We start from the raw sequence: 22057 nt of genomic DNA, 5'->3' as shown, positions 1-22057 counted from the left end.
CGATGATAAAGAAAACAATGATGATAAGTCTGCTCTGCCTACTTTGCGTAAGTGTGGCACAGGCTCAAAAAATAAGAATCAAAACCGGTATCGAAGTACTGAAAGAGCAGAACTTCAAATGCTTGGAAGGTAAGCGGGTAGGATTGATAACCAATCCTACAGGCGTAGACAATCAGATGAAATCAACGATCGACATCCTGCATGAGGCGCCAAACGTGAATCTTGTGGCACTTTACGGGCCGGAACATGGTGTACGCGGTGATGTACATGCCGGAGACCATGTGACAGATATAAAAGATGCCTCAACCGGATTGCCTGTCTATTCACTTTACGGGAAAACCCGCAAAGCCACTCCCGATATGCTGAAAGACATTGACGTATTGGTCTATGACATTCAGGATATCGGCTGCCGTTCATTTACATACATCAGTACAATGGGGCTTGCCATGGAAGCAGCAGCTGAGAACGACAAGGAGTTCATCGTCCTTGACCGACCCAATCCTATAGGTGGGCTGAAAGTAGAAGGCAATCTGGTCGAAGATGATTGTATATCTTTTGTCAGTCAATTTAAAATTCCGTACCTTTACGGACTCACTTGCGGTGAATTAGCATTGATGCTGAACGGTGAAAAGATGTTGAAAGAAGGAAAACAATGCAACTTGCAGGTTATCAAGATGAAAGGCTGGAAACGCAAAATGAACTATTCTCAGACCGGGCTGCAGTGGGTACCTTCTTCACCACACATACCACACCCCCACTCGGCATTTTTTTATCCCGTCAGCGGTATTCTGGGTGAATTGGGCTATATGTCCATCGGTGTCGGTTACACCATTCCGTTCCAGATGTTCGCTGCCGAATGGGTAGAAGCAGAAAAACTTGCCAAGCATCTGAACAGTTTAAAAGTACCGGGAGTCATATTCAGACCCATGTACTTGAAACCGTTCTATTCTGTAGGTAAAGGAGAATTGCTGCAAGGTGTGCAAGTACACATCATGGACTTTGGTAAGGCTCCGCTGAGTGAAATACAATTCCTGGTGATGCAGGAAGTTGCCGCCCTCTATCCTGATCGTGCCGTTTTCGATCATGCAGACAAAAGTCGTTTTAACATGTTCGACAAAGTGAGCGGTTCAAAGCAGATACGCGAACGTTTCAGCAAGCGTAACCGTTGGGAAGATATACGCGGCTACTGGTACAAGGATGCCGAAAACTTCCGCAAATTGTCAAAGCCATACTACTTATATACATAGTATGACAAGACAAAGGAAAATACGATAACGGAAAGATAGTTAGAACTTAACACACATTACGCTATGAACAGTCAAAAAACAAGCAAACGTATTCTTGCCCTTGATATTCTCCGGGGCATTACCATTGCAGGAATGATTATGGTAAACAACCCCGGGTCGTGGGCTCACATTTATGCTCCCCTGGCACATGCACAATGGATCGGGCTGACCCCTACCGACCTCGTTTTTCCTTTCTTTATGTTTATCATGGGGATCTCTACCTACATTTCCCTGAAGAAATACAATTTCGAGTTCAGTCGTGCCGCTGCCTTGAAAATACTAAGACGTACCATCATCATCTTCCTCATAGGAATGGCTATCGGTTGGTTTTCACGCTTCTGCTATTATTGGAGTTCTGCTCCGGACCATCTAAGCTTCGGTGAGAATCTATGGGCATCTGTATGGACTTTTGACCGTATACGTATCTTAGGTGTCATGCAACGTCTGGCACTGTGCTATGGAGCAACGTCCATCATTGCCCTGACTATGAAGCATAAAAATATCCCCTATCTCATTGCTACCTTATTAACAGGCTATTTCATTTTGCTGATGTGCGGAAACGGATTCGCTTACAATGAAACAAATATACTTTCCATCGTCGATCGTGCTGTCCTGACTCCCGCACACATGTACAAAGACAACGGAATAGATCCGGAAGGAATCCTAAGCACTATCCCCGCCATTGCTCATGTATTGCTGGGCTTCTGTGTAGGACGTATGATGCTGGAAGAGAGTCGAGGCGCCAAGGAAAACGGTACGAACGTACTCGACTCACACCTTATCAAACTGTTCATTGTCGGTACGATCCTTACTTTTGCAGGTTTTCTGTTGAGCTACGGATGTCCTATCAGCAAAAAGATCTGGTCGCCGACCTTTGTACTCGTTACCTGCGGATTGGCATCCAGCTTCCTGGCACTGCTGATCTGGATGATCGATGTGAAAGGATACAAAAGATGGAGCATGTTCTTCGAATCCTTCGGAGTCAACCCATTGTTCATGTATGTATTGGGCGGTGTACTCGCCATTCTTTTGGGAAGCATCAGTTTGCCGTGGAACGGAGGCAGTATCAGCATACATGGATTTTTATATCAGATAATCCTTGCCCCCCTGTTTGGTGAAACCGGCGGCTCCTTGGCCTATGCCCTGATGTTCATCGTCATCAACTGGTGTATCGGATATCAATTATACAAACGGAAAATATATATCAAAATATAGTTTCCCTCTAAAATTATCATTCACAAACCATAAAATCATCAATCAAAATGATTCTAATCGCAGACAGTGGATCTACAAAAACCGATTGGTGCGTTGTAGAAAATGGAGTGCTTCTCCAGCAGATATTCACCAAAGGCACCAATCCTTTCTTTCAGTCGGAAGAGGAAATCAGTAATGAAATAGAGACCGTCCTATTGCCTCAATTAAGAGCCCAAGAACTGGATGCTGTCTATTTTTACGGAGCCGGATGTGTTCCCGACAAAATAAGTATGGTACACCGTGCCATCACCAAGCATCTGAAAGTCAAAGGAGATGTGGAAGTCAGCACCGACATGCTGGCTGCCGCAAGAGGACTTTGCGGGCATCGCCCAGGCATCGCCTGCATTATGGGAACAGGCTCTAACTCCTGTTACTACAATGGGAAAGAGATTGTCGCCAATGTCTCCCCATTAGGCTTTATCCTTGGAGACGAAGGTAGCGGGGCTTGCCTGGGCAAGTTGTTGGTAGGCGATATTCTCAAAAACCAGATGACGCCGGAACTGAAAGAAAAGTTCCTCTCACAATTCAATCTGACACCCGGAGAAATCATAGACCGTGTTTACCGCCAACCATTTCCCAACCGTTTTCTGGCAAGCTTGTCTCCATTCTTAGCACAGAACCTGAACGAGCCGTGCGTGCATACACTGGTATTAAGCAGTTTCAAGGCTTTCCTGAAACGTAACGTCATGCAATACGATTACCGGCATAACAAGGTACATTTTATCGGTTCCGTGGCTTTTTATTACAAAGACATCCTATTGAAGGCTGCACAGGAAATGGGTATCCAACCAGGTACTATCACCAAGAGCCCGATGGAAGGATTGATTAAGTATCACCATGAAAAGTAATAAATAACAAATACCATTATGTTCGTAAAAATCTCAGAGCAACCTTCGCTCTACAACGACCTGGAAAAAAAGTCGGTCCGTGAAATTCTGGATGACATCAATACGGAAGACCAGAAAGTGGCACTTGCCGTACAAAAGACAATTCCTCAAATAGAGAAACTGATAACTCAAATTGTGCCCCGCATGAAGCAAGGCGGACGTATCTTCTATATGGGTGCAGGAACCAGCGGACGCCTCGGGGTTCTCGACGCTTCGGAAATACCACCCACATTCGGTATGCCTCCCACGTTGGTTATCGGTCTGATTGCCGGTGGCGACACCGCCCTCCGTAACCCGGTAGAAAATGCAGAAGATGATATGCATCGCGGCTGGGAAGAGCTGATGGAACACCATATTACCGATAAGGATACGGTAATCGGCATCGCAGCTTCCGGTACAACTCCCTACGTAATCGGAGCCATGCACGAAGCACGTGAACACGGTATCCTGACCGGTTGCATCACCAGTAATCCCGATTCTCCAATGGCTGCGGAAGCAGATGTAGCTATTGAAATGGTGGTCGGACCGGAATATGTAACCGGAAGTTCCCGCATGAAATCCGGGACGGGGCAAAAGATGATTCTGAACATGATCACTACCTCCATCATGATACAATTAGGACGTGTCAAAGGTAATAAAATGGTAAATATGCAACTCAGCAACAAGAAATTGGTCGACCGTGGTACACGGATGCTCGTAGAAGAGCTTGGTTTGGATTATGGCAAGGCCCAAGCATTGTTACTGATGCATGGCTCTGTCAAAAAAGCAGTCGATGCCTATCGTGCACAACCGTAAAAGCTTCTTTATATGCAAACATCATATCTTCTCCTTTTTTCCCTGCTCGCCGGCTTACAGGTTGCCGTAGCACAACCTTTGCAGCGAGTAGCCCCCGAACAAGTGGGAATGAATTCCCGCCAACTAATGCATGCCGATGAAGTCATTGAAAATGCCATTACCGACAAAAGTATTCCCGGTGCCGTACTAGCCGTAGTACGCAATGGCAAAATGGCTTATTTAAAAGCGTACGGCAACAAGCGGACTTATCCGAATGCAGAACCGATGACAATCAATACCATCTTCGATATGGCCTCCTGCAGCAAATCAATGAGTACAGCCATTTGTACCCTGATATTGGCAGAACAAGGCAAACTGCGTATACAGGATCCCGTCAGCCTTTATATCCCCAACTTCATCAGCTGGGAAAGTGAAGACGGCAAAGAAAAAGAGACAATCCGCATTGCCGATCTGATGACACATACTTCCGGTCTGCCTCCCTACGCTCCTGTCACCGCATTGGAGGAAAAGTACGGTTCGCCCAACCCTAAAGGATTGATGGAATACATAGCCACTTGCAAACGCGACTTCAAACCGCGAACCGGCTTCCAGTACAGTTGCCTGAACTTCATCACCTTGCAGCATATCATAGAGAGTGTCAGTGGCAAGTCATTACGTGATTTTGCCCGCGAAAATCTGTTCGATGTACTGGGAATGAACCATACCGATTATCTGCCCTGCGCACGTGACAAGAATGGCCAATGGGTGAATACGGAAGATGCCCGCTGGGCAAGTATGACTGCCGGAGACTGGCATAGCCTCATCGCCCCCACAGAAAGACAACCGGATGGGCAAGTACTCTGCGGACAGGTACATGATCCTCTTGCACGTATCTTGAACGGAGGCATCAGCGGTAATGCCGGCGTGTTCTCTTGTGCAGAAGACATCGCACTCCTTTGTGCAGCCCTGCAGAATGGCGGTGAATGGAACGGACGCCGCATACTCAGCCCTTTGGGTGTAAAAACCATGCGCACTGTTCCTCGTGCAACTGCTGACTTAGGACGTACATTAGGGTGGGACTGCTTTACAGCTTATGCTTCCAACCATGGAGACTTCTTCAGTCCAAACACATATAGCCATACCGGCTATACCGGTACTTCTATCGTCATCGATCCGGACAACGATACTTCAGTCATTCTTTTAACCAATGCCGTACATCCTGAAGACGGACACAGCACTGTACGGTTACGCTCATTAGTGGCCAACATCGTAGCTGCCTCCATTTGTCCCGCTCCACGAGTATATACCGACCACTACTACAAGCGTTTTCTTCAATTCATGGATGAACCAGCCATTACTGCCAAAGACATAGTTATGTTGGGAAACAGCCTGACCGAAGGAGGCGGAGACTGGTCTGCACTTCTTGGCAAGAAGAACATACGTAACCGAGGAATCATCGGTGATGAAGTAATGGGCATTTACGACCGTTTGCACCAAATACTACCCAGGCATCCGTCAAAGTTGTTCTTGCTTATCGGTGTCAATGACATCTCTCATGATCTGACAACCGACAGTATAGTAAACATGATTCGTATGACAGTGGAACGAATCCAAAAGGAGTCTCCCAAAACCAAACTTTATCTGCAAAGCCTGCTACCTATCAATGAAAGTTTGGGTCGCTACAAGAAATTAACCGGTAAAACAGCAATGATACCCGAAATCAATGCCCGATTAGAGGCATTGGCCAAAGAAAGAAAAATCACCTATATCAATCTCTTCCCACTTTTTACGGAGAAAGGAACCAATGTATTGCGGACAGATTTAACTTCCGACGGATTGCATCTGACCGATGAAGGCTATAAGATATGGGCTAAAAAACTGAAGAATTTTATGTAATATTGCAACCAAATTAAAACAATTTACGATCTCAAATCCATAAAAACAATGAATCACACCATGAAGAGACTCCTTTCATCCGTATGGCTATGGTCGCTGACTTTGTTATCCGCTGTAGCCGAAAACTATCCTTATAGAAGTGACGTACTTTGGGTCACAGTTCCCAACCATGCCGACTGGCTCTATCGAACAGGAGAAGAAGCAACCGTAGAAGTGCAATTCTACAAATACGGCATCCCCAAGGACAACGTAACCGTCACCTATGAAATAAAGGGAGATATGATGCCTGACGCCGACATCCAAGGGAGCGTGGTTTTGAAAAACGGAAGAGCCGTCATTCCCCTCGGCACCATGAAAGAACCCGGATTCCGTGATTGCCGGCTGAAAGCCACCGTAGACGGGAAGAGTTATTCGCATCATGTAAAAGTCGGTTTTTCGCCGGAAAGACTTCTCCCGTACACCACCATGCCCACCGATTTCAAGGAATTCTGGGAGAAAGCGAAAGCGGAACAAAAAGAGTTTCCGCTAACGTACACCAAAGAGCATGTAGAAAAATATTCAACCGATCAAATAGATTGTTACCTGGTCAGGCTACAGCTGAACAAACGCGGGCAATGCATCTACGGCTATCTGTTCTATCCCAAGAAAGAGGGCAGATTCCCGGTTGTACTATGCCCTCCGGGAGCAGGAATCAAAACCATCAAAGAGCCACTGCGACACAAATATTACGCAGAGCAAGGTTACATCCGCTTCGAGATCGAGATACACGGCCTTCATCCGGAGATGAGTGATGAAACATTCAAAGAAATCAGCAACGCTTTTAACGGCAGAGCGAACGGCTACCTAACCAATGGGCTCGATAGCCGCGACAATTACTATATGAAACGGGTATATCTGGCTTGCGTACGCTCCATAGACTTCCTGACCTCCCTGCCTGAATGGGATGGCAAAAACGTCATCACACAAGGAGGCAGCCAAGGAGGTGCCCTGGCATTAATCACCGCCGGACTGGATCAACGGGTGACGGCCTGTGTCGCCAATCATCCTGCATTAAGTGACATGGCAGGCTATAAAGCCGGACGTGCCGGCGGATACCCTCATTTATTCAGGAATTCGGCTGAGATGGACACTCCCGAGAAAATAAAAACAATGGCTTATTATGATGTAGTGAACTTTGCGAAGTCAATCAAGGCAGATACCTACATGACATGGGGATTCAACGACGATGTATGTCCTCCGACCACCAGTTACATCGTATACAATGTGCTAAACTGTCCGAAAGAGGCACTGATTACTCCGATTAATGAGCATTGGACTTCCAACGATACCGAATACGGACATCTGCTTTGGATCAAAAAGCATTTGAAATAGAAAATCTCAATCATTCCAGCTGCAGGCGGGCAACTCTTTCTTCCCGTACCATTTCCTCCAGGCATACGCTTTTCTTTTCCTAAGATAAAGCGTATCGCCGCTGTGCTCTATCGCCTCCCAATTAAAGATGGAATGAGAACGGATGATTTTTTCAAACCAATAAAGTATGTGATAAGTCACGAAGGGCAACACCATCCACCACCATGAGAACAGGATTGACAAAACGAGTGCCGGTATCAGCGTCAACGGAAAACATTCCCAATACTGCCTGGCATGAATCCGCAGTTCCATCTCTTCCCAGACCTCCAAAGATTTATAACGGGTAAAGAAAAACCAGCCCAACATAAAATAGTGCTTCTTTCCTTTTCCTAAGAAGCACTTCGCTAAAAGACTATTATAAAAAATCATACTCACATTTTTTGTTGTATACAGTCTCTTCTTAACAACAAAAGTAATCAAAAGTTCAGCATTTTAAGGTTTTTCACAACAACCTTAACACCCTTTCTTCAAAATACTATTCAAATTTCTCTATTTTTGTATACCCTTTCCTTACTCTGTAATAAAAGATTTACCATATTTCCTGCAAAGGAAGCACAAATCACCCATATATCCTAATTTTTTATACTTAATATTTAAAGCTGCTTCCTCCCAGAAACTCACGCAGTAAGGAGGTAGGCGGAATCTCCTTATCCTGCACCGGGACGAAATATCTGATAAACTTCAGTAACCGGTAGGCCTCACCATATTCAGGACAGTTACGCGGAACCCCCATCAGAATAGGTTCGGCATGCAAACGCAGTACGGCAAATTCAAAGAGCAGTGCAGAATTGAACATGACATCGGCATTCTCTTGATAAGGAAAGATCCATTTATCTTCGCCGGCACGCACACTGGGCCAGCGTGATATGGTCTCACGTGCAGAGTATCCCCGATAATTAAAGTCGCGGATAATGCGGCGCAGCAAACGGTTGTCCGTAGTCGGAATCCAGTTGTGATCGTCCAACGAGATGGTGGTTAATGCCGAAACGTAAATCTTGAATTTCCGTTCGGCCGGTATATGCGGTGTCAGTTCGGGATTCAAGGCATGGATACCCTCCAGAATCAGGATGGTATTGTCCTCTATTTTCAGTTTGTCACCTTTATATTCCTTCTTGCCAAGAGAGAAATTAAACCGGGGCAGTTCCACCTCTTCGCCACGGAGAAGCGCCTGCAACTGTTGATTGAACAATTCCAGATCGAGCGCATAGAGTGATTCGTAATCATAGTTTCCGTTCTCATCCAAGGGGGTTTCTTCGCGGTCAACGAAATAATTGTCCAAAGAGATCGGGAACGGCTTCAACCCATTGGTCATCAGCTGAATCGAAAGCCGTTTGCTGAAAGTGGTCTTTCCCGAAGAAGAGGGTCCGGCAATCAGAACCAGTTTGATCCGGTTGCCATTTTCTCCACGATGGAAGATCGTATCGGCTATCTGCGCTATCTTTTTCTCCTGCAAGGCTTCCGCCACATTAATCAGATCGGTGGCATGTCCTTCCTCACAGGCCAGGTTAACATCTCCGGCATTATTGAGTCCCATGATATAGCTCCAGTTCAGATACTCCTTAAAGACATCCAACATCTTCTCCTGCTTCACCACCTCTTCGAGCACATTCGGGTTTTCGCGGCTCGGAATCCGGAGCAACAGCCCGTCGTAATACTTTACGATATCGAACAGATGAAGATATCCGGTACTGGGCAGCAGATTGCCATAATAAAAATCAACCGTATCGCCCAACGTATAATAATAGGTATAAAGAGAACCGGAAGTTTCCAATAATTTCACTTTATCATTCATCCCCCGCTCACTGAAGATCCGCACCGCTTCCGCCGTATGACATTCCATGCGGTGATAAGGAATATCTTCCGCAATGATCTCCTGCATCCGTTGCTTGATGCGCCTCACATCCTCCAGCTCGATGGGGCGTCCCATCCGCAAATTGCAGAAATAGCCTTTCGACACAGGATGTTCCACAAACAATTTTCCTTCGGGAAACAGCTCCGTAACCGCTTTAAACAAGACAAAACAGAGCGAACGGACATACGTGCGCATACCGGAGGGGTCTCTCACATCCAGAAACTCCACATCCTTATTGCTATATACCTTAAAATTAAGTCCCTCGGAGCGATTGTTGACCTTGGCACTCACTACCTGATAAGGAAAATTAAGATTAAAACCATAATAAATATCCAAAAGTGAACTTCCGATAGGGAATTCTTTGGAAATATTGTTATTTTTGCAGCATATTTGTAACATCTGTTTCATCGGGTTTTGTTAAAAGGTGAATAATTTGGGACTAATATACTTATAATCAGATTGAGAACAAATAACCATTAAAAATATTATAGATGGAATATTCTTTTTATGATTTTTTAAAGCTCATAGGTTCATTAGGACTCTTCCTCTACGGAATGAAGATCATGAGCGAGGGCTTACAAAAGGTCGCGGGTGACAGATTGCGAAGCATTCTAACGGCAATGACCACCAACCGGGTAACGGGAGTTCTAACAGGAGTGTTGATTACAGCCCTTATCCAGTCTTCTTCGGCAACAACGGTGATGGTCGTCAGTTTCGTGAACGCCGGGCTACTTACACTTGCCGAATCCATCAGCGTGATTATGGGTGCCAATATCGGTACTACCGTCACTGCCTGGATCATTTCCATTTTCGGATTTAAGGTTGACATGGCCGCCTTCGCCCTCCCCCTCCTGGCCATCGCCCTTCCACTGATCTTCTCCGGCAAGAGCAACCGCAAATCCATCGGTGAATTCATTTTCGGTTTTTCGTTCCTTTTCATGGGGCTTTCTTATCTGAAAGCAAATGCACCCGACCTGAATGCCAACCCGGAGATGCTTGCCTTCGTACAGAACTACACGGACATGGGATTCTTCTCCATCATCCTGTTCATGCTCATCGGTACGATACTGACGATGATTGTGCAAGCCTCCGCAGCCACCATGGCCATCACATTAATCATGTGTGCCAACGGGTGGATCAGTCTGGAACTGGGAGCGGCACTCGTATTGGGAGAAAACATCGGTACTACTATCACGGCCAATCTTGCCGCACTTACAGCCAACACACAGGCTAAGCGGGCAGCATTGGCCCATTTTGTTTTCAATGTGTTCGGCGTGATGTGGGTGTTGATTGTCTTCCATCCTTTCATGGAACTGGTGAACTGGGTAGTGGATTCTTTCTTCCCGAGCAATAATCCGGAAGTGGCCATCTCCTACAAACTGTCGGCGTTCCACTCCATCTTCAACATCTGCAACGTTTGCATACTGATATGGGCTGTGAAACTGATCGAGCGTACCGTATGCGCTTTAATCCATCCGAAAGAGGAAGACGAAGAACCCCGCCTGCGATTTATCACCGGCGGTATGCTTTCCACTGCCGAACTTTCCATCCTTCAGGCACGGAAGGAGATCCATCTTTTCGCGGAACGTACGCACCGGATGTTCGGCATGGTACAGGACCTGCTGCATACGGAAAAGGATGACGATTTCAATAAGCTGTTCAGCCGGATAGAGAAATATGAAAACATCAGCGACAATATGGAGCTTGAAATAGCCAACTACCTGAATCAGGTATCCGAAGGCCGTTTGAGTTCGGAGAGTAAGCTGCAGATACGTGCCATGTTGCGCGAAGTGACAGAAATCGAAAGCATCGGCGACAGCTGCTATAACCTGGCACGTACGATCAACCGGAAACGCCAGACCAACCTGGACTTCATCGAGAAACAATATGAACACATCCACTTCATGATGAAGCTGACGAACGATGCGCTTACTCAAATGATTGCGGTGGTAGAGAAAACGGAACATCAGAGCATCGATATCAATAAGTCGTTCAATCTGGAAAACGAAATCAACAACTACCGCAACCAATTGAAGAATCAGAATATCCTGGATGTGAACAACAAGGAGTATGATTATCAAATGGGGGTTTACTACATGGATATCATTGCCGAATGTGAGAAGCTGGGCGATTATGTGGTGAATGTAGTGGAAGCCAGCAGTGATGTGAAAGAGAAAAAAGTTTCTTAACAGATAAGATAAGGGAGATAAAGAGGCCGTGTAACGGGTCCCGGTCATGAGAAGAGGGTGTGCCGGAATTCCCTTTTTGAGGAAAGAGGCTGTCTGACAAGTCCTATTTTAACGATTTTGCCCCTGCCGGAATATGCTTCGGCAGGGGTGACTTTTAATTATGGATACCTGTCAGACAGTCTCAGCTGTATATGTAGGCATTACGGCACACTCTCTTCGTGCAGACAGGACGTTGTTTGTCAGAGAGCCTCTTTTATGGATAGCATTATCTTTTAAAGTCCTCAGACCGGTCGTGACAGCCGCCCGATGATGCATCGCTTCCGATTTTGCATCCAAGAGATTAGGGTTATACCCGTCAGCGCCGCTTCCCACCATAAAAGCAAAAAAAATGACCGGGTATCTATGGATATACCCAGCCATTCTCCTTTCAATCATTCTCTCTCTCAGTTTTATCCTTCGTACGGTTCAAAGTCCTCTTTTCCTACCCCACATAACGGGCAAGTCCAATCATCGGGAATATCTTCAAATGCAGTTCCCGGTTCAATACCACTTTCCGGATCTCCTTGTTCGGGATCATAGATATACTCACATACCGTGCAAATGTACTTTTTCATAACGTTCGTTTTTTTAATAGGTTTTCTGATTAATATAACACAAACGGCGGGAGATTTGTTCAACATGATTTTCAAACGAACGAAAAAAAATATGCCAAGTGTAAGTCATGCAACCGATTCACAATGCAATCACGCCCACCTCCCGACTCATCCGGCGACATGCTGCCGCTCGTATCGTATCATGCCGGAGAAACAAACCGGAGAAGCTGTTTTTGAGTATATTTCCGTTCGGGAAGGAATTAGGTAACGAGGTATCCGGCGTATTTCAATGCCCGACGTAACCATAATCGGCTGATTACCGCCTCTTTTGGAATGAGTGCACGCAAGATTATGTGTTTTTTGTTTGTCTGTGTTGTTGGGAGGAAGAGGAAACCGTGTTTTTTGCTTGCCGGAGAGTTGGGAGGAAGAGGAAACCGTGTTTTTTGTTTGCCGGAGTGTTGGAAGGAAGAGGAAACTGTGTTTCTTGCTTGCCGGAGAGTTGGTTGGAAAGGAAAACCGTGTTTATTGTTTGCCGGAGAGTTGGGAGGAAGAGGAAACCGTGTTTATTGTTTGCCGGAGAGTTGGGAGGAAGAGGAAACCGCGTTTATTGTTTGCCAAAAAGCTGTTTGAGACTTGTGATGAACGATTCCGACTTGTTTGGATTGCCTGTCAGGCTCAAGAGCCGTGTTTTCCGGACGCTTTCTATCGGAACAGATGAGCCTTCTTCTGTTTTTATATGCTGCCATACATAAATCCTCGTTCTTTCAGCAATCGCCAAGCTCATACTTCCATGAAGTATCTCAAAGAGCAAGCAACTACCTCTTGAAACGCATTTACCATCGCTTGTTTCGGGCTGTTCGCAACGGCCACAATCAAACAGATGGTCAAAAACACGCAAGTGCACATGCGATGGGCATGGCATATTCGTCCCGTGGGTGTCACTTCTGTTCCGTTCACCATCCGACAGTTTCAGGCGTGGTTACGGGTGGGTAACGTAGCAAAGTCCCAACGATGCTTCGGCGTTGCTTCCGGTTGCTTCCGGCTTTTCAAGCCGCTTGCCCCAATCACCTGTCCGCACGGCTCTTTCCATTAAGATAAAAGTATAGACATCCCCCCTACTCGGTCCAATGCGAACCGGGTAATTTGTTGATGTTTGTAGGTCAGGCAATCATCTTTCTATCGAAATTCGTTTTTTTTCATTTTTGAGCCAAGAATCGCAACAACTTTATAAAACTCATGGGAAAGCCTCTCGTAAGCTCAGCCATGCCTTTTCTTTTATCCGGCCATTTTTGAGAGAACAAAACCGTTTTAAATGAAAGGACCGTGCCAATACCTTACTCTATTTCCCGAGACCATACCGTAATCTCACGAATTCTCCGTATATTTGCCGCAACAATCATCGCCAAGATCATTATAATGCAAAATAAATTCGAACGTATAACTATGAAAAGAAATTCAGTATCAGGCAGAAGAAAAGCCTCCGGCGGTTTGTTAGCCGCACTCTTTGCTATTGTATGTATGGTGGCATCCGTGCCGGCAACGGCCGAATCCGATGTTGTGCAATCATGTACAGACAACTTCATGTCAGAAGCATTGCAAGCCGGCATCGAACGAAACGACAATCACGAGTGGGTTGATCTGGGGTTGAGCGTGAAGTGGGCAACATGCAATGTCGGTGCATCTTCGCCAGAGAAATATGGCGATTATTTCGCATGGGGAGAAATCACTTCCAAGCCGGCATACAATACGAATAGCAAAACGGACAAGAAGCATCTCGGTGACATATCGGGCGATCCCCGATACGATGCCGCACGAGCAAACTGGGGCGGCAAGTGGCGACTGCCGACAAAGAAAGAGATCGATGAACTGCACAGTATGTGTACATGGACGTGGACGACCCGCAACGGGTGCAAAGGCTGCAAAATTACCGGGCCGAACGGTAACTCCATTTTCCTGCCTAGCGCCGGTTTCATGTCCGGACGGGTAGCATTGGGAACGGGGGTATGTGGATATTATTGGTGTTCTACGCCTTACGTTGACAACACTCTGAAATATGCTTATGAATTCAATTTCAATCAAAAAAATTACTCCGCCATAAGTCGGGACAGGCGCCCATTCGGTAAGAGCATCAGGGCTGTTTTCGATGACTCTGCAAATAGTACTGTATGTAAATATGTCGATCTGGGCCTGAGCGTGAAGTGGGCGACATGCAATGTCGGTGCATCTTCGCCTTCGGATTACGGCAATTACTATACATGGGGTGAAACGACAACGAAGTCAAAATATACGGTCGGAAACTGTAAGACCTGGAACAAGCATCTTGGCGACATAGCCGGTAATCGTCAATACGATGTCGCCCGTGCCAATTGGGGCGCTCCGTGGCGATTGCCGACGAAAGCGGAGGTTCAAGAGCTTATCGACAATTGCACATGGACAAAGACGACACTAGGTGGCCATAACGGCTACAAAGTCACGAGCAAAATAAATGGCAACTCCATATTCCTCCCCGCCGCCGGTTGGCGCTCCGGGACGTCGTTCAACAGCAAGTCGGAGACTTGCACCTTTTGGTGCTCTACACCCGGCGAGGGCGGTGGGCCGAATGCATACTACCTCTACTTTGACAACCTCAACCACGGCGTGGGTCGGATTGAACGCTACTACGGGTTGAGTATCCGTCCTGTCTCGAAATAGAGTAAAAGACACACCGTTCATATTTCATTTGTGTCCCCCAACGATTGATAAGCCAACCGAAGTCACAAGCTGTCAATTACGGTACCATGTGTTAAAAATCACTTCCCGGCGAGTAACGATTTGAAAACCGTCCTGCTTCATAATTTCGCATTTCACTTTTTATTCATACCTTTGTGATTCGAAATTAAACGCACGTATCTGCATGAGTACCCATAAAAACGACTGTTATCACTTAGGACTGACGGATAACGAAGTCCTGCAAAGCAGGGAGAAACATGGCATCAACCTGTTGACGCCCCCCAAGCGCCCTTCTCTCTGGAAGCTCTATCTGGAAAAATTTGAAGACCCGGTTGTGCGTGTATTATTGGTGGCGGCCATCTTCTCGTTCATCATTTCCATCATCGAGAACGAATATGCCGAAACAATCGGAATCATAGCCGCTATCTTACTGGCCACCGGAATCGGTTTCTTTTTCGAATATGATGCCGGCAAGAAATTCGACTTGCTCAATGCAGTCAACGAAGAGACATTGGTAAAAGTGATCCGGAACGGACATGTACAGGAAATCCCCCGCAAAGACATCGTGGTAGGTGACATTGTGATGCTGGAGACGGGTGAGGAGATTCCCGCTGACGGTGAGTTGCTCGAAGCTGTCTCCCTGCAAGTAAACGAGTCCAACCTGACGGGAGAGCCCGTGATCAATAAAACCACGGTAGAAACGGATTTTGATGGAGAGGCGACGTATGCCTCTAACCGGGTGATGCGTGGCACTACCGTAGTCGACGGGCATGGAACCATGCGTGTGCTACACGTGGGTGATGCCACTGAAATCGGGAAAGTGGCCCGCCAGAGCACGGAGGAGAATCTCGAGCCCACCCCGCTGAACATACAGCTGACCCGACTGGCAAACCTGATCGGAAAGATCGGGTTTACCGTTGCCGGTCTTGCTTTCCTTATATTCTTTGTCAAGGATGTATTACTCTTCTTTGATTTCGGTTCGCTCAACGGATGGCACGAGTGGCTTCCGGTTCTCGAACGGACACTGAAATATTTCATGATGGCAGTCACACTGATTGTAGTGGCCGTGCCCGAAGGATTGCCCATGAGCGTCACTCTGAGCCTGGCATTGAACATGCGCCGCATGCTTTCCACCAACAACTTGGTGCGGAAGATGCACGCCTGCGAAACCATGGGAGCCATCACCGTGATTTGTACGGATAAAACCGGCACGCTGACGCAAAATCTGATGCAGGTGTACGAGCCCAATTTCTATGGTATCCCCCATGGCAGCGACTTGTCTGATGATGACATCAGCGCACTGATCGCAGAGGGCATCAGTGTCAACTCAACAGCTTTCCTGGAAGAGCCGGCCGACGGAGAGAAGCCCAAAGGCGTAGGAAACCCGACCGAAGTGGCTTTATTGCTCTGGCTTGACAAACAGGGAAGAGACTACCTGCAACTCCGCGAGCAGGCACACGTCCTCGATCAACTCACCTTCTCCACCGAGCGGAAATTCATGGCAACTCATGTCGAGTCTCCCCTCATCGGCAAGAAGATACTTTATATCAAAGGAGCTCCCGAAATCGTTTTGAGCAAGTGCAAAGAGGTGATTCTGGACGGACAACGGGTGGATGCCGCAGAATATCGGTCTACAGTGGAAGCACAACTGTCGGCTTATCAGAATATGGCCATGCGTACACTGGGATTTGCCTTCAAGATCGTTGGAGAGAATGAGTCGGACGATTGCACGGAACTGGTGGCGGCCAACGACCTGTGTTTCTTGGGAGTGGTTGCCATCTCCGACCCGATTCGTCCGGACGTACCTGCTGCGGTTGCGAAATGTCAGTCGGCAGGCATCGGCATCAAGATCGTGACCGGTGACACTCCGGGCACTGCCACGGAAATCGCACGTCAGATCGGCCTTTGGAACCCCGAAACCGATACGGAACGAAACCGGATCACCGGTGTTGCATTTGCCGAATTGAGTGACGAGGAGGCATTGGACAGGGTAATGGACCTCAAAATCATGTCGCGCGCCCGCCCGACAGACAAACAGCGTCTGGTACAGTTGCTCCAACAGAAAGGAGCAGTCGTAGCCGTGACCGGCGACGGGACGAACGATGCCCCGGCGCTGAATCATGCCCAAGTAGGCCTGTCGATGGGCACGGGTACTTCCGTAGCCAAAGAGGCCAGTGATATTACATTGCTCGACGACTCTTTCAACAGTATCGGAACCGCCGTTATGTGGGGACGTTCACTGTATAAGAATATCCAGCGTTTCATTCTCTTCCAGCTGACGATCAACTTTGTGGCATTGCTTATCGTTCTGTTAGGCTCCCTCATCGGTACGGAACTTCCGCTGACCGTCACGCAGATGTTATGGGTGAACCTGATCATGGATACTTTTGCCGCTCTGGCTCTTGCCTCCATCCCACCCAGCGAAACCGTCATGCTTGAGAAACCGCGCCGCAGCACCGATTTTATCATCAGCAGGGCCATGAAATCCTGTATCATAGGTGTGGGTTCCATCTTCCTCGTCCTACTGCTCGGGATGATTTATTATTTCGACCACAGCACACAAGGAATGACTGTGCGCAACCTGACCATTTTCTTCACCTTCTTTGTCATGCTGCAATTCTGGAATCTGTTCAATGCCCGTGTATTCGGCACTACCGATTCGGCGTTCAAGGGGCTTTCCCAATCGTATGGGATGGAACTGATTGTACTGGCCATTCTCGGCGGACAGTTCCTCATCGTACAATTCGGTGGAGCTGTATTCCGTACCGAACCGCTCGACTGGCAAACGTGGCTTTTCATCATAGGCACTTCGTCCACGGTGTTATGGGTGGGAGAAGTGATCCGCCTTGTCCGACGTGTTATTCAGAAAAAAAGCAGAAATGGAAAATAAAGGAATCAAAAACCTGCTGATCGATTTGGGGGGTGTGCTGATCAATCTCGACCGGCAACGTTGCATGGAGAACTTCCGGAAGCTGGGGGTCCCCAACGTGGACGACTTGCTGGATATCCGGCATCCGGACGGAATCCTGATGCAACAGGAGAAAGGATTGATTACAGCTGCCGAATTCCGCGACGGAGTTCGTAAAATGATAGGCAAAGCCGTTAGCGACGGGCAGATAGATGCAGCCTGGAATAGTTTTCTGGTAGACATACCCACCCAAAAGCTTGATTTATTATTAAAATTACGCGAGAAATATGTCGTCTACTTATTGAGCAATACCAACCCGATTCATTGGGAATGGGCATGCGCTCATTTGTTTCCTTACCGCACCTTTAAGGCGGAAGATTATTTTGAAAAGGCATTCCTCTCTTTTGAAATGAAAATGGCCAAGCCGGAACCGGAGATCTTCCAGGCTGTCATAGCCGACACTGGCATCGAACCGGAAGAGACCCTCTTTATCGATGATTCTGAAATCAACTGTCAAACAGCCCGGAATGTAGGAATCTCCACCTATACGGCGAAAGCGGGCGAAGACTGGAGCCATCTGTTTAACCTTCAATAAACGGAAAGATATGCAGATTATACGTGACACACCGGCAACGCCCCTCGAACCCTGCGTAGCTACCATCGGTTTCTTCGACGGGGTGCATGCAGGACATCGCTATCTGATTCGGCAAGTGAAGGAGATAGCCGTCACGAAAGGTGTACGCTCTGCATTGGTAACCTTTCCGGTTCATCCCCGAAAAGTGATGAATGCCAAGTATCGTCCGGAACTGCTGACTACTCCCGAAGAGAAAACGAGCCTGCTTGCAGACATCGGGGTAGATTACTGCCTGCTGCTCGACTTCACTCCCGAAATTTCCCGGCTCACCGCCCGTGAGTTTATGACGCGGCTCTTAAAAGAGCGTTATCGGGTCACATATCTGGTGATCGGCTATGACCATCGGTTCGGACACAACCGCAGCGAAGGCTTCGAAGATTATGTGCGTTATGGGAAAGAAATTGGCATGGAGGTGATTCGCGCACAAGCGTATACCGGCCATATAGCCGGGGGGAATGAGCCCGACGTTCCGATAAGCTCTTCCCTGATCCGACAACTTCTTCTGGAGGGAAAGGTTGATAGGGCCGCCCATTGTCTGAAATATGAGTATTTCCTTGACGGAAGGGTAGTGGGTGGCTATCAGGTAGGCAGAAAAATAGGTTTCCCGACAGCCAATCTACGAGTGGATGATCCCGACAAACTGGTTCCTGCCGATGGCGTATATGCCGTATGGGTGACACTGGATGGAAAAACGTATATGGGGATGCTGAATATAGGTGTCCGCCCAACGATCGACAACGGACCGGACCGGACCATCGAGGTGAATATCCTCCACTTTCATTCCGACATCTATGATAAATTCATCCGGCTTACGTTTGTCAAACGGATACGCCCCGAACTGAAATTATCCGGTATCGACGAGTTAATTACACAGCTCCATAAGGATGCTGAAGAGACAGAAACAATTCTTAAAAACAGATTCTTATGCAAAAGCCATTTATGAGCATCTCTTTGGTGGTAATAGTCATATCGATGTTAGCGATGTTTATCTATAGCTTCTTTACCACTAAATAAAAAACCGATGAAAACAGCGATCAAATTAGTATTGATATACCTTCTCATTGCGCAGATCATTGCTCCGATCCTGATGATGATTCCCTGCACAATCTATTTGTGGGCCACCACGGGAAATCTGGATAGAGTCGTTCTGACGCAAATGGTCCTGATTCCGGCACAGCTCGCCGGTCAGATCATGATGGGTGTTTATCTATGGAAAGCCGGTTATATCAGTAAACAGAGGGAGACATGGTTACCCGTATCGGGCCCTTATCTGGTTTGCAGTGCCATCGCCATCCTCACTTGCGGATTTGTAGTCTCCTCACTCATGAGTCTGTTGGATTGGATTCCCAATATCATGAAACAATCTTTCGACATTCTCCAATCCGGCTGGGGCGGTATTCTTGCAATAGCTGTCGTAGGACCCGTACTTGAAGAGTTGTTATTCCGCGGAGCCATCACCCGGGCCTTACTTCAACAATACAATCCGACCCGGGCCATTCTGATTTCCGCACTTCTGTTCGGTGTCTTTCATATAAATCCCGCCCAAATCCTTCCGGCATTTCTGATCGGTATCCTGCTGGCATGGACTTATTACCGGACAGACAGCCTGATACCTTGCACATTCATGCATATACTAAACAACTCATTGGCAGTGTATCTTAGCATCCGATATCCCGAAGCAGAAAACATGGACGATCTGATGAGCGGTACCCCCTATCTCATCACCCTATTCGGGTCGATCCTCCTGTTTATCGGTGTCATACAGATGATGCACCGTCTGACTTCCCCCAAACGGGCATAAAGAAGAGGCGGTCTAACAGATCTCAGCAATTAGAAGTCGAGGCGGTCTGACAAGTCTCGGAAATTGAAAATCGAGGGTGTGTCAAAATTCCCTTTTTGAAGAAATAACCCCTGCTATAGCTATCTGTAGCAGGGGTAAATCTTTATATTCAGGCATTATGACACACCCTCGATATTGTTAAGACAGGACTTGTCGGACACCCTCGATATTGTTAAGATATAGCTTGTCAGACAGCCTCAAAATCGTTAAGACAGGACTTGTCAGACAGCCCCTCCTTTCGCTTTGAATGCCAATGCATACATTCGTATTTGTTTTACCATCGACAGCAAACCGTTGCTGCGCGTTGGCGACAGATGCTCTTTCAGCCCGATCTTGTCTATAAAATAAAGATCTGCATTCAAGATTTCATCAGGAGTATGTCCCGAAAGTACTTTAATCAACAAGGCAATAATTCCCTTTACAATCAAAGCATCGCTTTCCGCTTTAAAAACAATCCGGCCATCCACCTCATCTGCCTGAAGCCATACTCTACTCTGGCATCCTTCAATCAAATTTTGTTCCGTCTTATATTTCTCTTCAAGTGGTTCCTGCTCATTTCCCAGATCAATAAGTAATTGATAACGGTCCATCCAATCGTCGAAGTCGCTGAATTCCGCAATCACTTCGTCTTGTAGTTCATTAATTGACATTATAGTAATTATTTAATTAGACAATAGCCCAATGTGCGAATAACAGATGCCGCATTCAACACCGGCACACCGGTATATCGACACCTTATTATATCATTTCTCATGGTATATCATTTCTCATGGTAAATCACGTCCAATACCGTCTGTCCCACTGCCTTCAACGTGTTCTTATCAATATGTTCCATATCGTCATCGACTGTATGCCATGTCGGGGTAAAGTCACCTTCCTGATTGTATGGAATGATATCAATCGTTTTTATACGTGCCAGACGATTGATGAACAAATGGTCGTCCGTTACAAATCCTCCGTTTCCATCCATGAAAGTCTTTCCGTAACCTGCCTTCTTTGCTGCTTTCCAGACCTTCTTATTGATGTCCGGAGCAAATTCTTCCGAATATCCTTCTTTCATAAACACGCTGCCTTTACCTCCTACCATATCGAGCAGGATGCCCCAACGTGCATTATATCCTTGTACATGAGGATTACGTGCCCAATACTGCGATCCCAGACACCAGAACTCCTCCTTATGCTGCCCCGTGTAAAACTGTGGCGCACCATAATCCTCGGCATCCAAGAGAATGATGTCAACCCCCAATTCCGGTTGTTGCCGATTGACCAGACGGGCTATTTCGAGCAACACTCCCACGCCACTGGCACCATCATTCGCGCCCAGAATCGGAGTTTTATGATTCTTCTCGTCCGGATCGTTATCCGCCCATGGACGTGTATCCCAATGTGCGAACAGGGCGATTCTTTTTTTACTTTCCGGCTTATAAGAACCGATAATGTTTCTCGCTTTCAACAACGTCCCGTCATAAGCAATCAAATCGGCATATTGATTAATCACTTGTGCCCCGAAAGTCTCCAGCTGACCGGCAAGATAATTACCACAGGCAACATGTTCTTGGGTATTGGGAACACGAGGTCCGAAATCCACCTGGTTCTTTACATACAAATAAGCACTATCCGCATCAAAATGAGGTACATTCACCACAGTTTCTTCATTTTGTTCACTCATACGGTTTACCTTGTTACCGCCACCGCAAGAGAATGCTGATAATAACAAAAAGGCACTCATTAATACGATCATAGTTTTCTTTCTCATCGTCCTTTTATCTATTAAGGTCTCAAAATTAGTCATTTTCACCACAGCATCGTTCAGATGGAATGGATT

The 22057-nt window shown here is 46.9% G+C and carries 20 protein-coding genes; 14 read left to right on the top strand and 6 right to left on the bottom strand.

The window, feature by feature from the left end:
- The first annotated feature begins 2 nt into the window (after positions 1–2).
- From AB9N12_RS09665 to AB9N12_RS09640, 6 genes are all read left to right on the top strand, one after another.
- Positions 3–1247, top strand: a complete 1245-nt coding sequence (locus tag AB9N12_RS09665) for an exo-beta-N-acetylmuramidase NamZ domain-containing protein (protein ID WP_369891705.1) — start codon at positions 3–5, stop codon at positions 1245–1247.
- A 63-nt stretch (positions 1248–1310) separates the two neighbouring features.
- Positions 1311–2501: an acyltransferase family protein gene (locus tag AB9N12_RS09660; RefSeq protein ID WP_369891703.1), complete on the top strand. Its 1191-nt coding sequence runs from the start codon at positions 1311–1313 to the stop codon at positions 2499–2501.
- A gap of 47 nt (positions 2502–2548) precedes the next feature.
- Positions 2549–3388 carry an ATPase gene (locus AB9N12_RS09655; RefSeq protein ID WP_369891701.1) on the top strand — a complete coding sequence of 280 codons (840 nt, stop codon included), beginning with the start codon at positions 2549–2551 and terminating at the stop codon, positions 3386–3388.
- An 18-nt stretch (positions 3389–3406) separates the two neighbouring features.
- Positions 3407–4222: an N-acetylmuramic acid 6-phosphate etherase gene (gene murQ / locus AB9N12_RS09650; RefSeq protein WP_369891699.1), complete on the top strand. Its 816-nt coding sequence runs from the start codon at positions 3407–3409 to the stop codon at positions 4220–4222.
- Positions 4223–4234: 12 nt separating this feature from the next.
- Positions 4235–6097, top strand: a complete 1863-nt coding sequence (locus AB9N12_RS09645) for a serine hydrolase (RefSeq protein WP_369891698.1) — start codon at positions 4235–4237, stop codon at positions 6095–6097.
- 60 nt (positions 6098–6157) lie between these two features.
- Positions 6158–7468 carry an acetylxylan esterase gene (locus tag AB9N12_RS09640; RefSeq protein ID WP_369891696.1) on the top strand — a complete coding sequence of 437 codons (1311 nt, stop codon included), beginning with the start codon at positions 6158–6160 and terminating at the stop codon, positions 7466–7468.
- 6 nt (positions 7469–7474) lie between these two features.
- On the opposite strand, the gene AB9N12_RS09635 is transcribed toward AB9N12_RS09640, so the two are convergent.
- Together AB9N12_RS09635 and AB9N12_RS09630 are read right to left on the bottom strand one after the other, a co-directional pair.
- Positions 7475–7876, bottom strand: coding sequence for a hypothetical protein (locus AB9N12_RS09635; protein ID WP_369891694.1), 402 nt, complete (start codon positions 7874–7876; stop codon positions 7475–7477).
- Positions 7877–8093: 217 nt separating this feature from the next.
- The gene (locus AB9N12_RS09630; RefSeq protein WP_369891692.1) at positions 8094–9767 is read right to left on the bottom strand and encodes a nucleoside kinase; all 1674 of its coding nucleotides are present in this window, start codon (positions 9765–9767) and stop codon (positions 8094–8096) included.
- A gap of 83 nt (positions 9768–9850) precedes the next feature.
- Here AB9N12_RS09630 and AB9N12_RS09625 point away from each other — a divergent pair, with 83 nt between their 5' ends.
- A complete protein-coding gene (locus AB9N12_RS09625; RefSeq protein ID WP_369891690.1) occupies positions 9851–11548 on the top strand; it encodes a Na/Pi cotransporter family protein in 1698 nt (565 codons plus the stop codon).
- A 171-nt stretch (positions 11549–11719) separates the two neighbouring features.
- On the opposite strand, the gene AB9N12_RS09620 is transcribed toward AB9N12_RS09625, so the two are convergent.
- Together AB9N12_RS09620 and rd are read right to left on the bottom strand one after the other, a co-directional pair.
- Complete coding sequence (locus AB9N12_RS09620) at positions 11720–11983, bottom strand: hypothetical protein (RefSeq protein ID WP_369891689.1); 264 nt, start codon at positions 11981–11983, stop codon at positions 11720–11722.
- 14 nt (positions 11984–11997) lie between these two features.
- On the bottom strand, positions 11998–12162 hold the full coding sequence (gene rd, locus AB9N12_RS09615; protein ID WP_004306971.1) for a rubredoxin: 165 nt from the start codon (positions 12160–12162) through the stop codon (positions 11998–12000).
- Between the two features lie 91 nt (positions 12163–12253).
- Between rd and AB9N12_RS09610 the strand changes: the two genes are divergently transcribed.
- From AB9N12_RS09610 to AB9N12_RS09580, 7 genes are all read left to right on the top strand, one after another.
- Positions 12254–12409, top strand: coding sequence for a hypothetical protein (locus AB9N12_RS09610; RefSeq protein ID WP_369891687.1), 156 nt, complete (start codon positions 12254–12256; stop codon positions 12407–12409).
- 612 nt (positions 12410–13021) lie between these two features.
- Positions 13022–13234: a hypothetical protein gene (locus tag AB9N12_RS09605; RefSeq protein WP_369891685.1), complete on the top strand. Its 213-nt coding sequence runs from the start codon at positions 13022–13024 to the stop codon at positions 13232–13234.
- A gap of 350 nt (positions 13235–13584) precedes the next feature.
- Positions 13585–14832, top strand: a complete 1248-nt coding sequence (locus AB9N12_RS09600; protein ID WP_369891683.1) for a hypothetical protein — start codon at positions 13585–13587, stop codon at positions 14830–14832.
- A 202-nt stretch (positions 14833–15034) separates the two neighbouring features.
- Positions 15035–17740 carry a calcium-translocating P-type ATPase, PMCA-type gene (locus tag AB9N12_RS09595; protein ID WP_369891682.1) on the top strand — a complete coding sequence of 902 codons (2706 nt, stop codon included), beginning with the start codon at positions 15035–15037 and terminating at the stop codon, positions 17738–17740.
- Positions 17730–18353 (top strand): HAD family hydrolase, encoded by a 624-nt coding sequence (locus AB9N12_RS09590; RefSeq protein ID WP_369891680.1) that lies wholly within the window; start codon positions 17730–17732, stop codon positions 18351–18353. The genes AB9N12_RS09595 and AB9N12_RS09590 overlap by 11 nt, the downstream gene beginning before the upstream one ends.
- A 10-nt stretch (positions 18354–18363) precedes the next feature.
- Positions 18364–19335, top strand: a complete 972-nt coding sequence (gene ribF, locus AB9N12_RS09585) for a riboflavin biosynthesis protein RibF (protein ID WP_369891679.1) — start codon at positions 18364–18366, stop codon at positions 19333–19335.
- 78 nt (positions 19336–19413) lie between these two features.
- A complete protein-coding gene (locus tag AB9N12_RS09580; RefSeq protein ID WP_369891677.1) occupies positions 19414–20193 on the top strand; it encodes a lysostaphin resistance A-like protein in 780 nt (259 codons plus the stop codon).
- Between the two features lie 260 nt (positions 20194–20453).
- Here the strand turns inward: AB9N12_RS09580 and AB9N12_RS09575 are convergent, their stop codons facing one another.
- Positions 20454–20882: a SufE family protein gene (locus tag AB9N12_RS09575; protein WP_369891675.1), complete on the bottom strand. Its 429-nt coding sequence runs from the start codon at positions 20880–20882 to the stop codon at positions 20454–20456.
- A 110-nt stretch (positions 20883–20992) separates the two neighbouring features.
- Entirely contained in the window at positions 20993–21988 is a 996-nt protein-coding gene (locus tag AB9N12_RS09570; RefSeq protein ID WP_369891674.1) for a M28 family peptidase, read from the bottom strand.
- Between the last annotated feature and the right edge of the window lie 69 nt (positions 21989–22057).

Origin of the sequence: Bacteroides sp. AN502(2024), from assembly GCF_041227145.1 — a bacterium.
Lineage (GTDB): Bacteria > Bacteroidota > Bacteroidia > Bacteroidales > Bacteroidaceae > Bacteroides.
The sequence above is the reverse complement of the archived record's forward strand: the minus strand, read 5'-3'. Positions and strand labels throughout refer to the sequence as shown.

Coding starts and splice junctions, on each gene's coding strand:
- AB9N12_RS09665 (WP_369891705.1), top strand. CDS start 3: ATGATAAAGAAAACAATGATGATAAGTCTGCTCTGCCTACTTTGCGTA.
- AB9N12_RS09660 (WP_369891703.1), top strand. CDS start 1,311: ATGAACAGTCAAAAAACAAGCAAACGTATTCTTGCCCTTGATATTCTC.
- AB9N12_RS09655 (WP_369891701.1), top strand. CDS start 2,549: ATGATTCTAATCGCAGACAGTGGATCTACAAAAACCGATTGGTGCGTT.
- murQ (WP_369891699.1), top strand. CDS start 3,407: ATGTTCGTAAAAATCTCAGAGCAACCTTCGCTCTACAACGACCTGGAA.
- AB9N12_RS09645 (WP_369891698.1), top strand. CDS start 4,235: ATGCAAACATCATATCTTCTCCTTTTTTCCCTGCTCGCCGGCTTACAG.
- AB9N12_RS09640 (WP_369891696.1), top strand. CDS start 6,158: ATGAAGAGACTCCTTTCATCCGTATGGCTATGGTCGCTGACTTTGTTA.
- AB9N12_RS09635 (WP_369891694.1), bottom strand. CDS start 7,876: ATGATTTTTTATAATAGTCTTTTAGCGAAGTGCTTCTTAGGAAAAGGA.
- AB9N12_RS09630 (WP_369891692.1), bottom strand. CDS start 9,767: ATGAAACAGATGTTACAAATATGCTGCAAAAATAACAATATTTCCAAA.
- AB9N12_RS09625 (WP_369891690.1), top strand. CDS start 9,851: ATGGAATATTCTTTTTATGATTTTTTAAAGCTCATAGGTTCATTAGGA.
- AB9N12_RS09620 (WP_369891689.1), bottom strand. CDS start 11,983: ATGATTGAAAGGAGAATGGCTGGGTATATCCATAGATACCCGGTCATT.
- rd (WP_004306971.1), bottom strand. CDS start 12,162: ATGAAAAAGTACATTTGCACGGTATGTGAGTATATCTATGATCCCGAA.
- AB9N12_RS09610 (WP_369891687.1), top strand. CDS start 12,254: ATGCCAAGTGTAAGTCATGCAACCGATTCACAATGCAATCACGCCCAC.
- AB9N12_RS09605 (WP_369891685.1), top strand. CDS start 13,022: ATGGTCAAAAACACGCAAGTGCACATGCGATGGGCATGGCATATTCGT.
- AB9N12_RS09600 (WP_369891683.1), top strand. CDS start 13,585: ATGAAAAGAAATTCAGTATCAGGCAGAAGAAAAGCCTCCGGCGGTTTG.
- AB9N12_RS09595 (WP_369891682.1), top strand. CDS start 15,035: ATGAGTACCCATAAAAACGACTGTTATCACTTAGGACTGACGGATAAC.
- AB9N12_RS09590 (WP_369891680.1), top strand. CDS start 17,730: ATGGAAAATAAAGGAATCAAAAACCTGCTGATCGATTTGGGGGGTGTG.
- ribF (WP_369891679.1), top strand. CDS start 18,364: ATGCAGATTATACGTGACACACCGGCAACGCCCCTCGAACCCTGCGTA.
- AB9N12_RS09580 (WP_369891677.1), top strand. CDS start 19,414: ATGAAAACAGCGATCAAATTAGTATTGATATACCTTCTCATTGCGCAG.
- AB9N12_RS09575 (WP_369891675.1), bottom strand. CDS start 20,882: ATGTCAATTAATGAACTACAAGACGAAGTGATTGCGGAATTCAGCGAC.
- AB9N12_RS09570 (WP_369891674.1), bottom strand. CDS start 21,988: ATGAGAAAGAAAACTATGATCGTATTAATGAGTGCCTTTTTGTTATTA.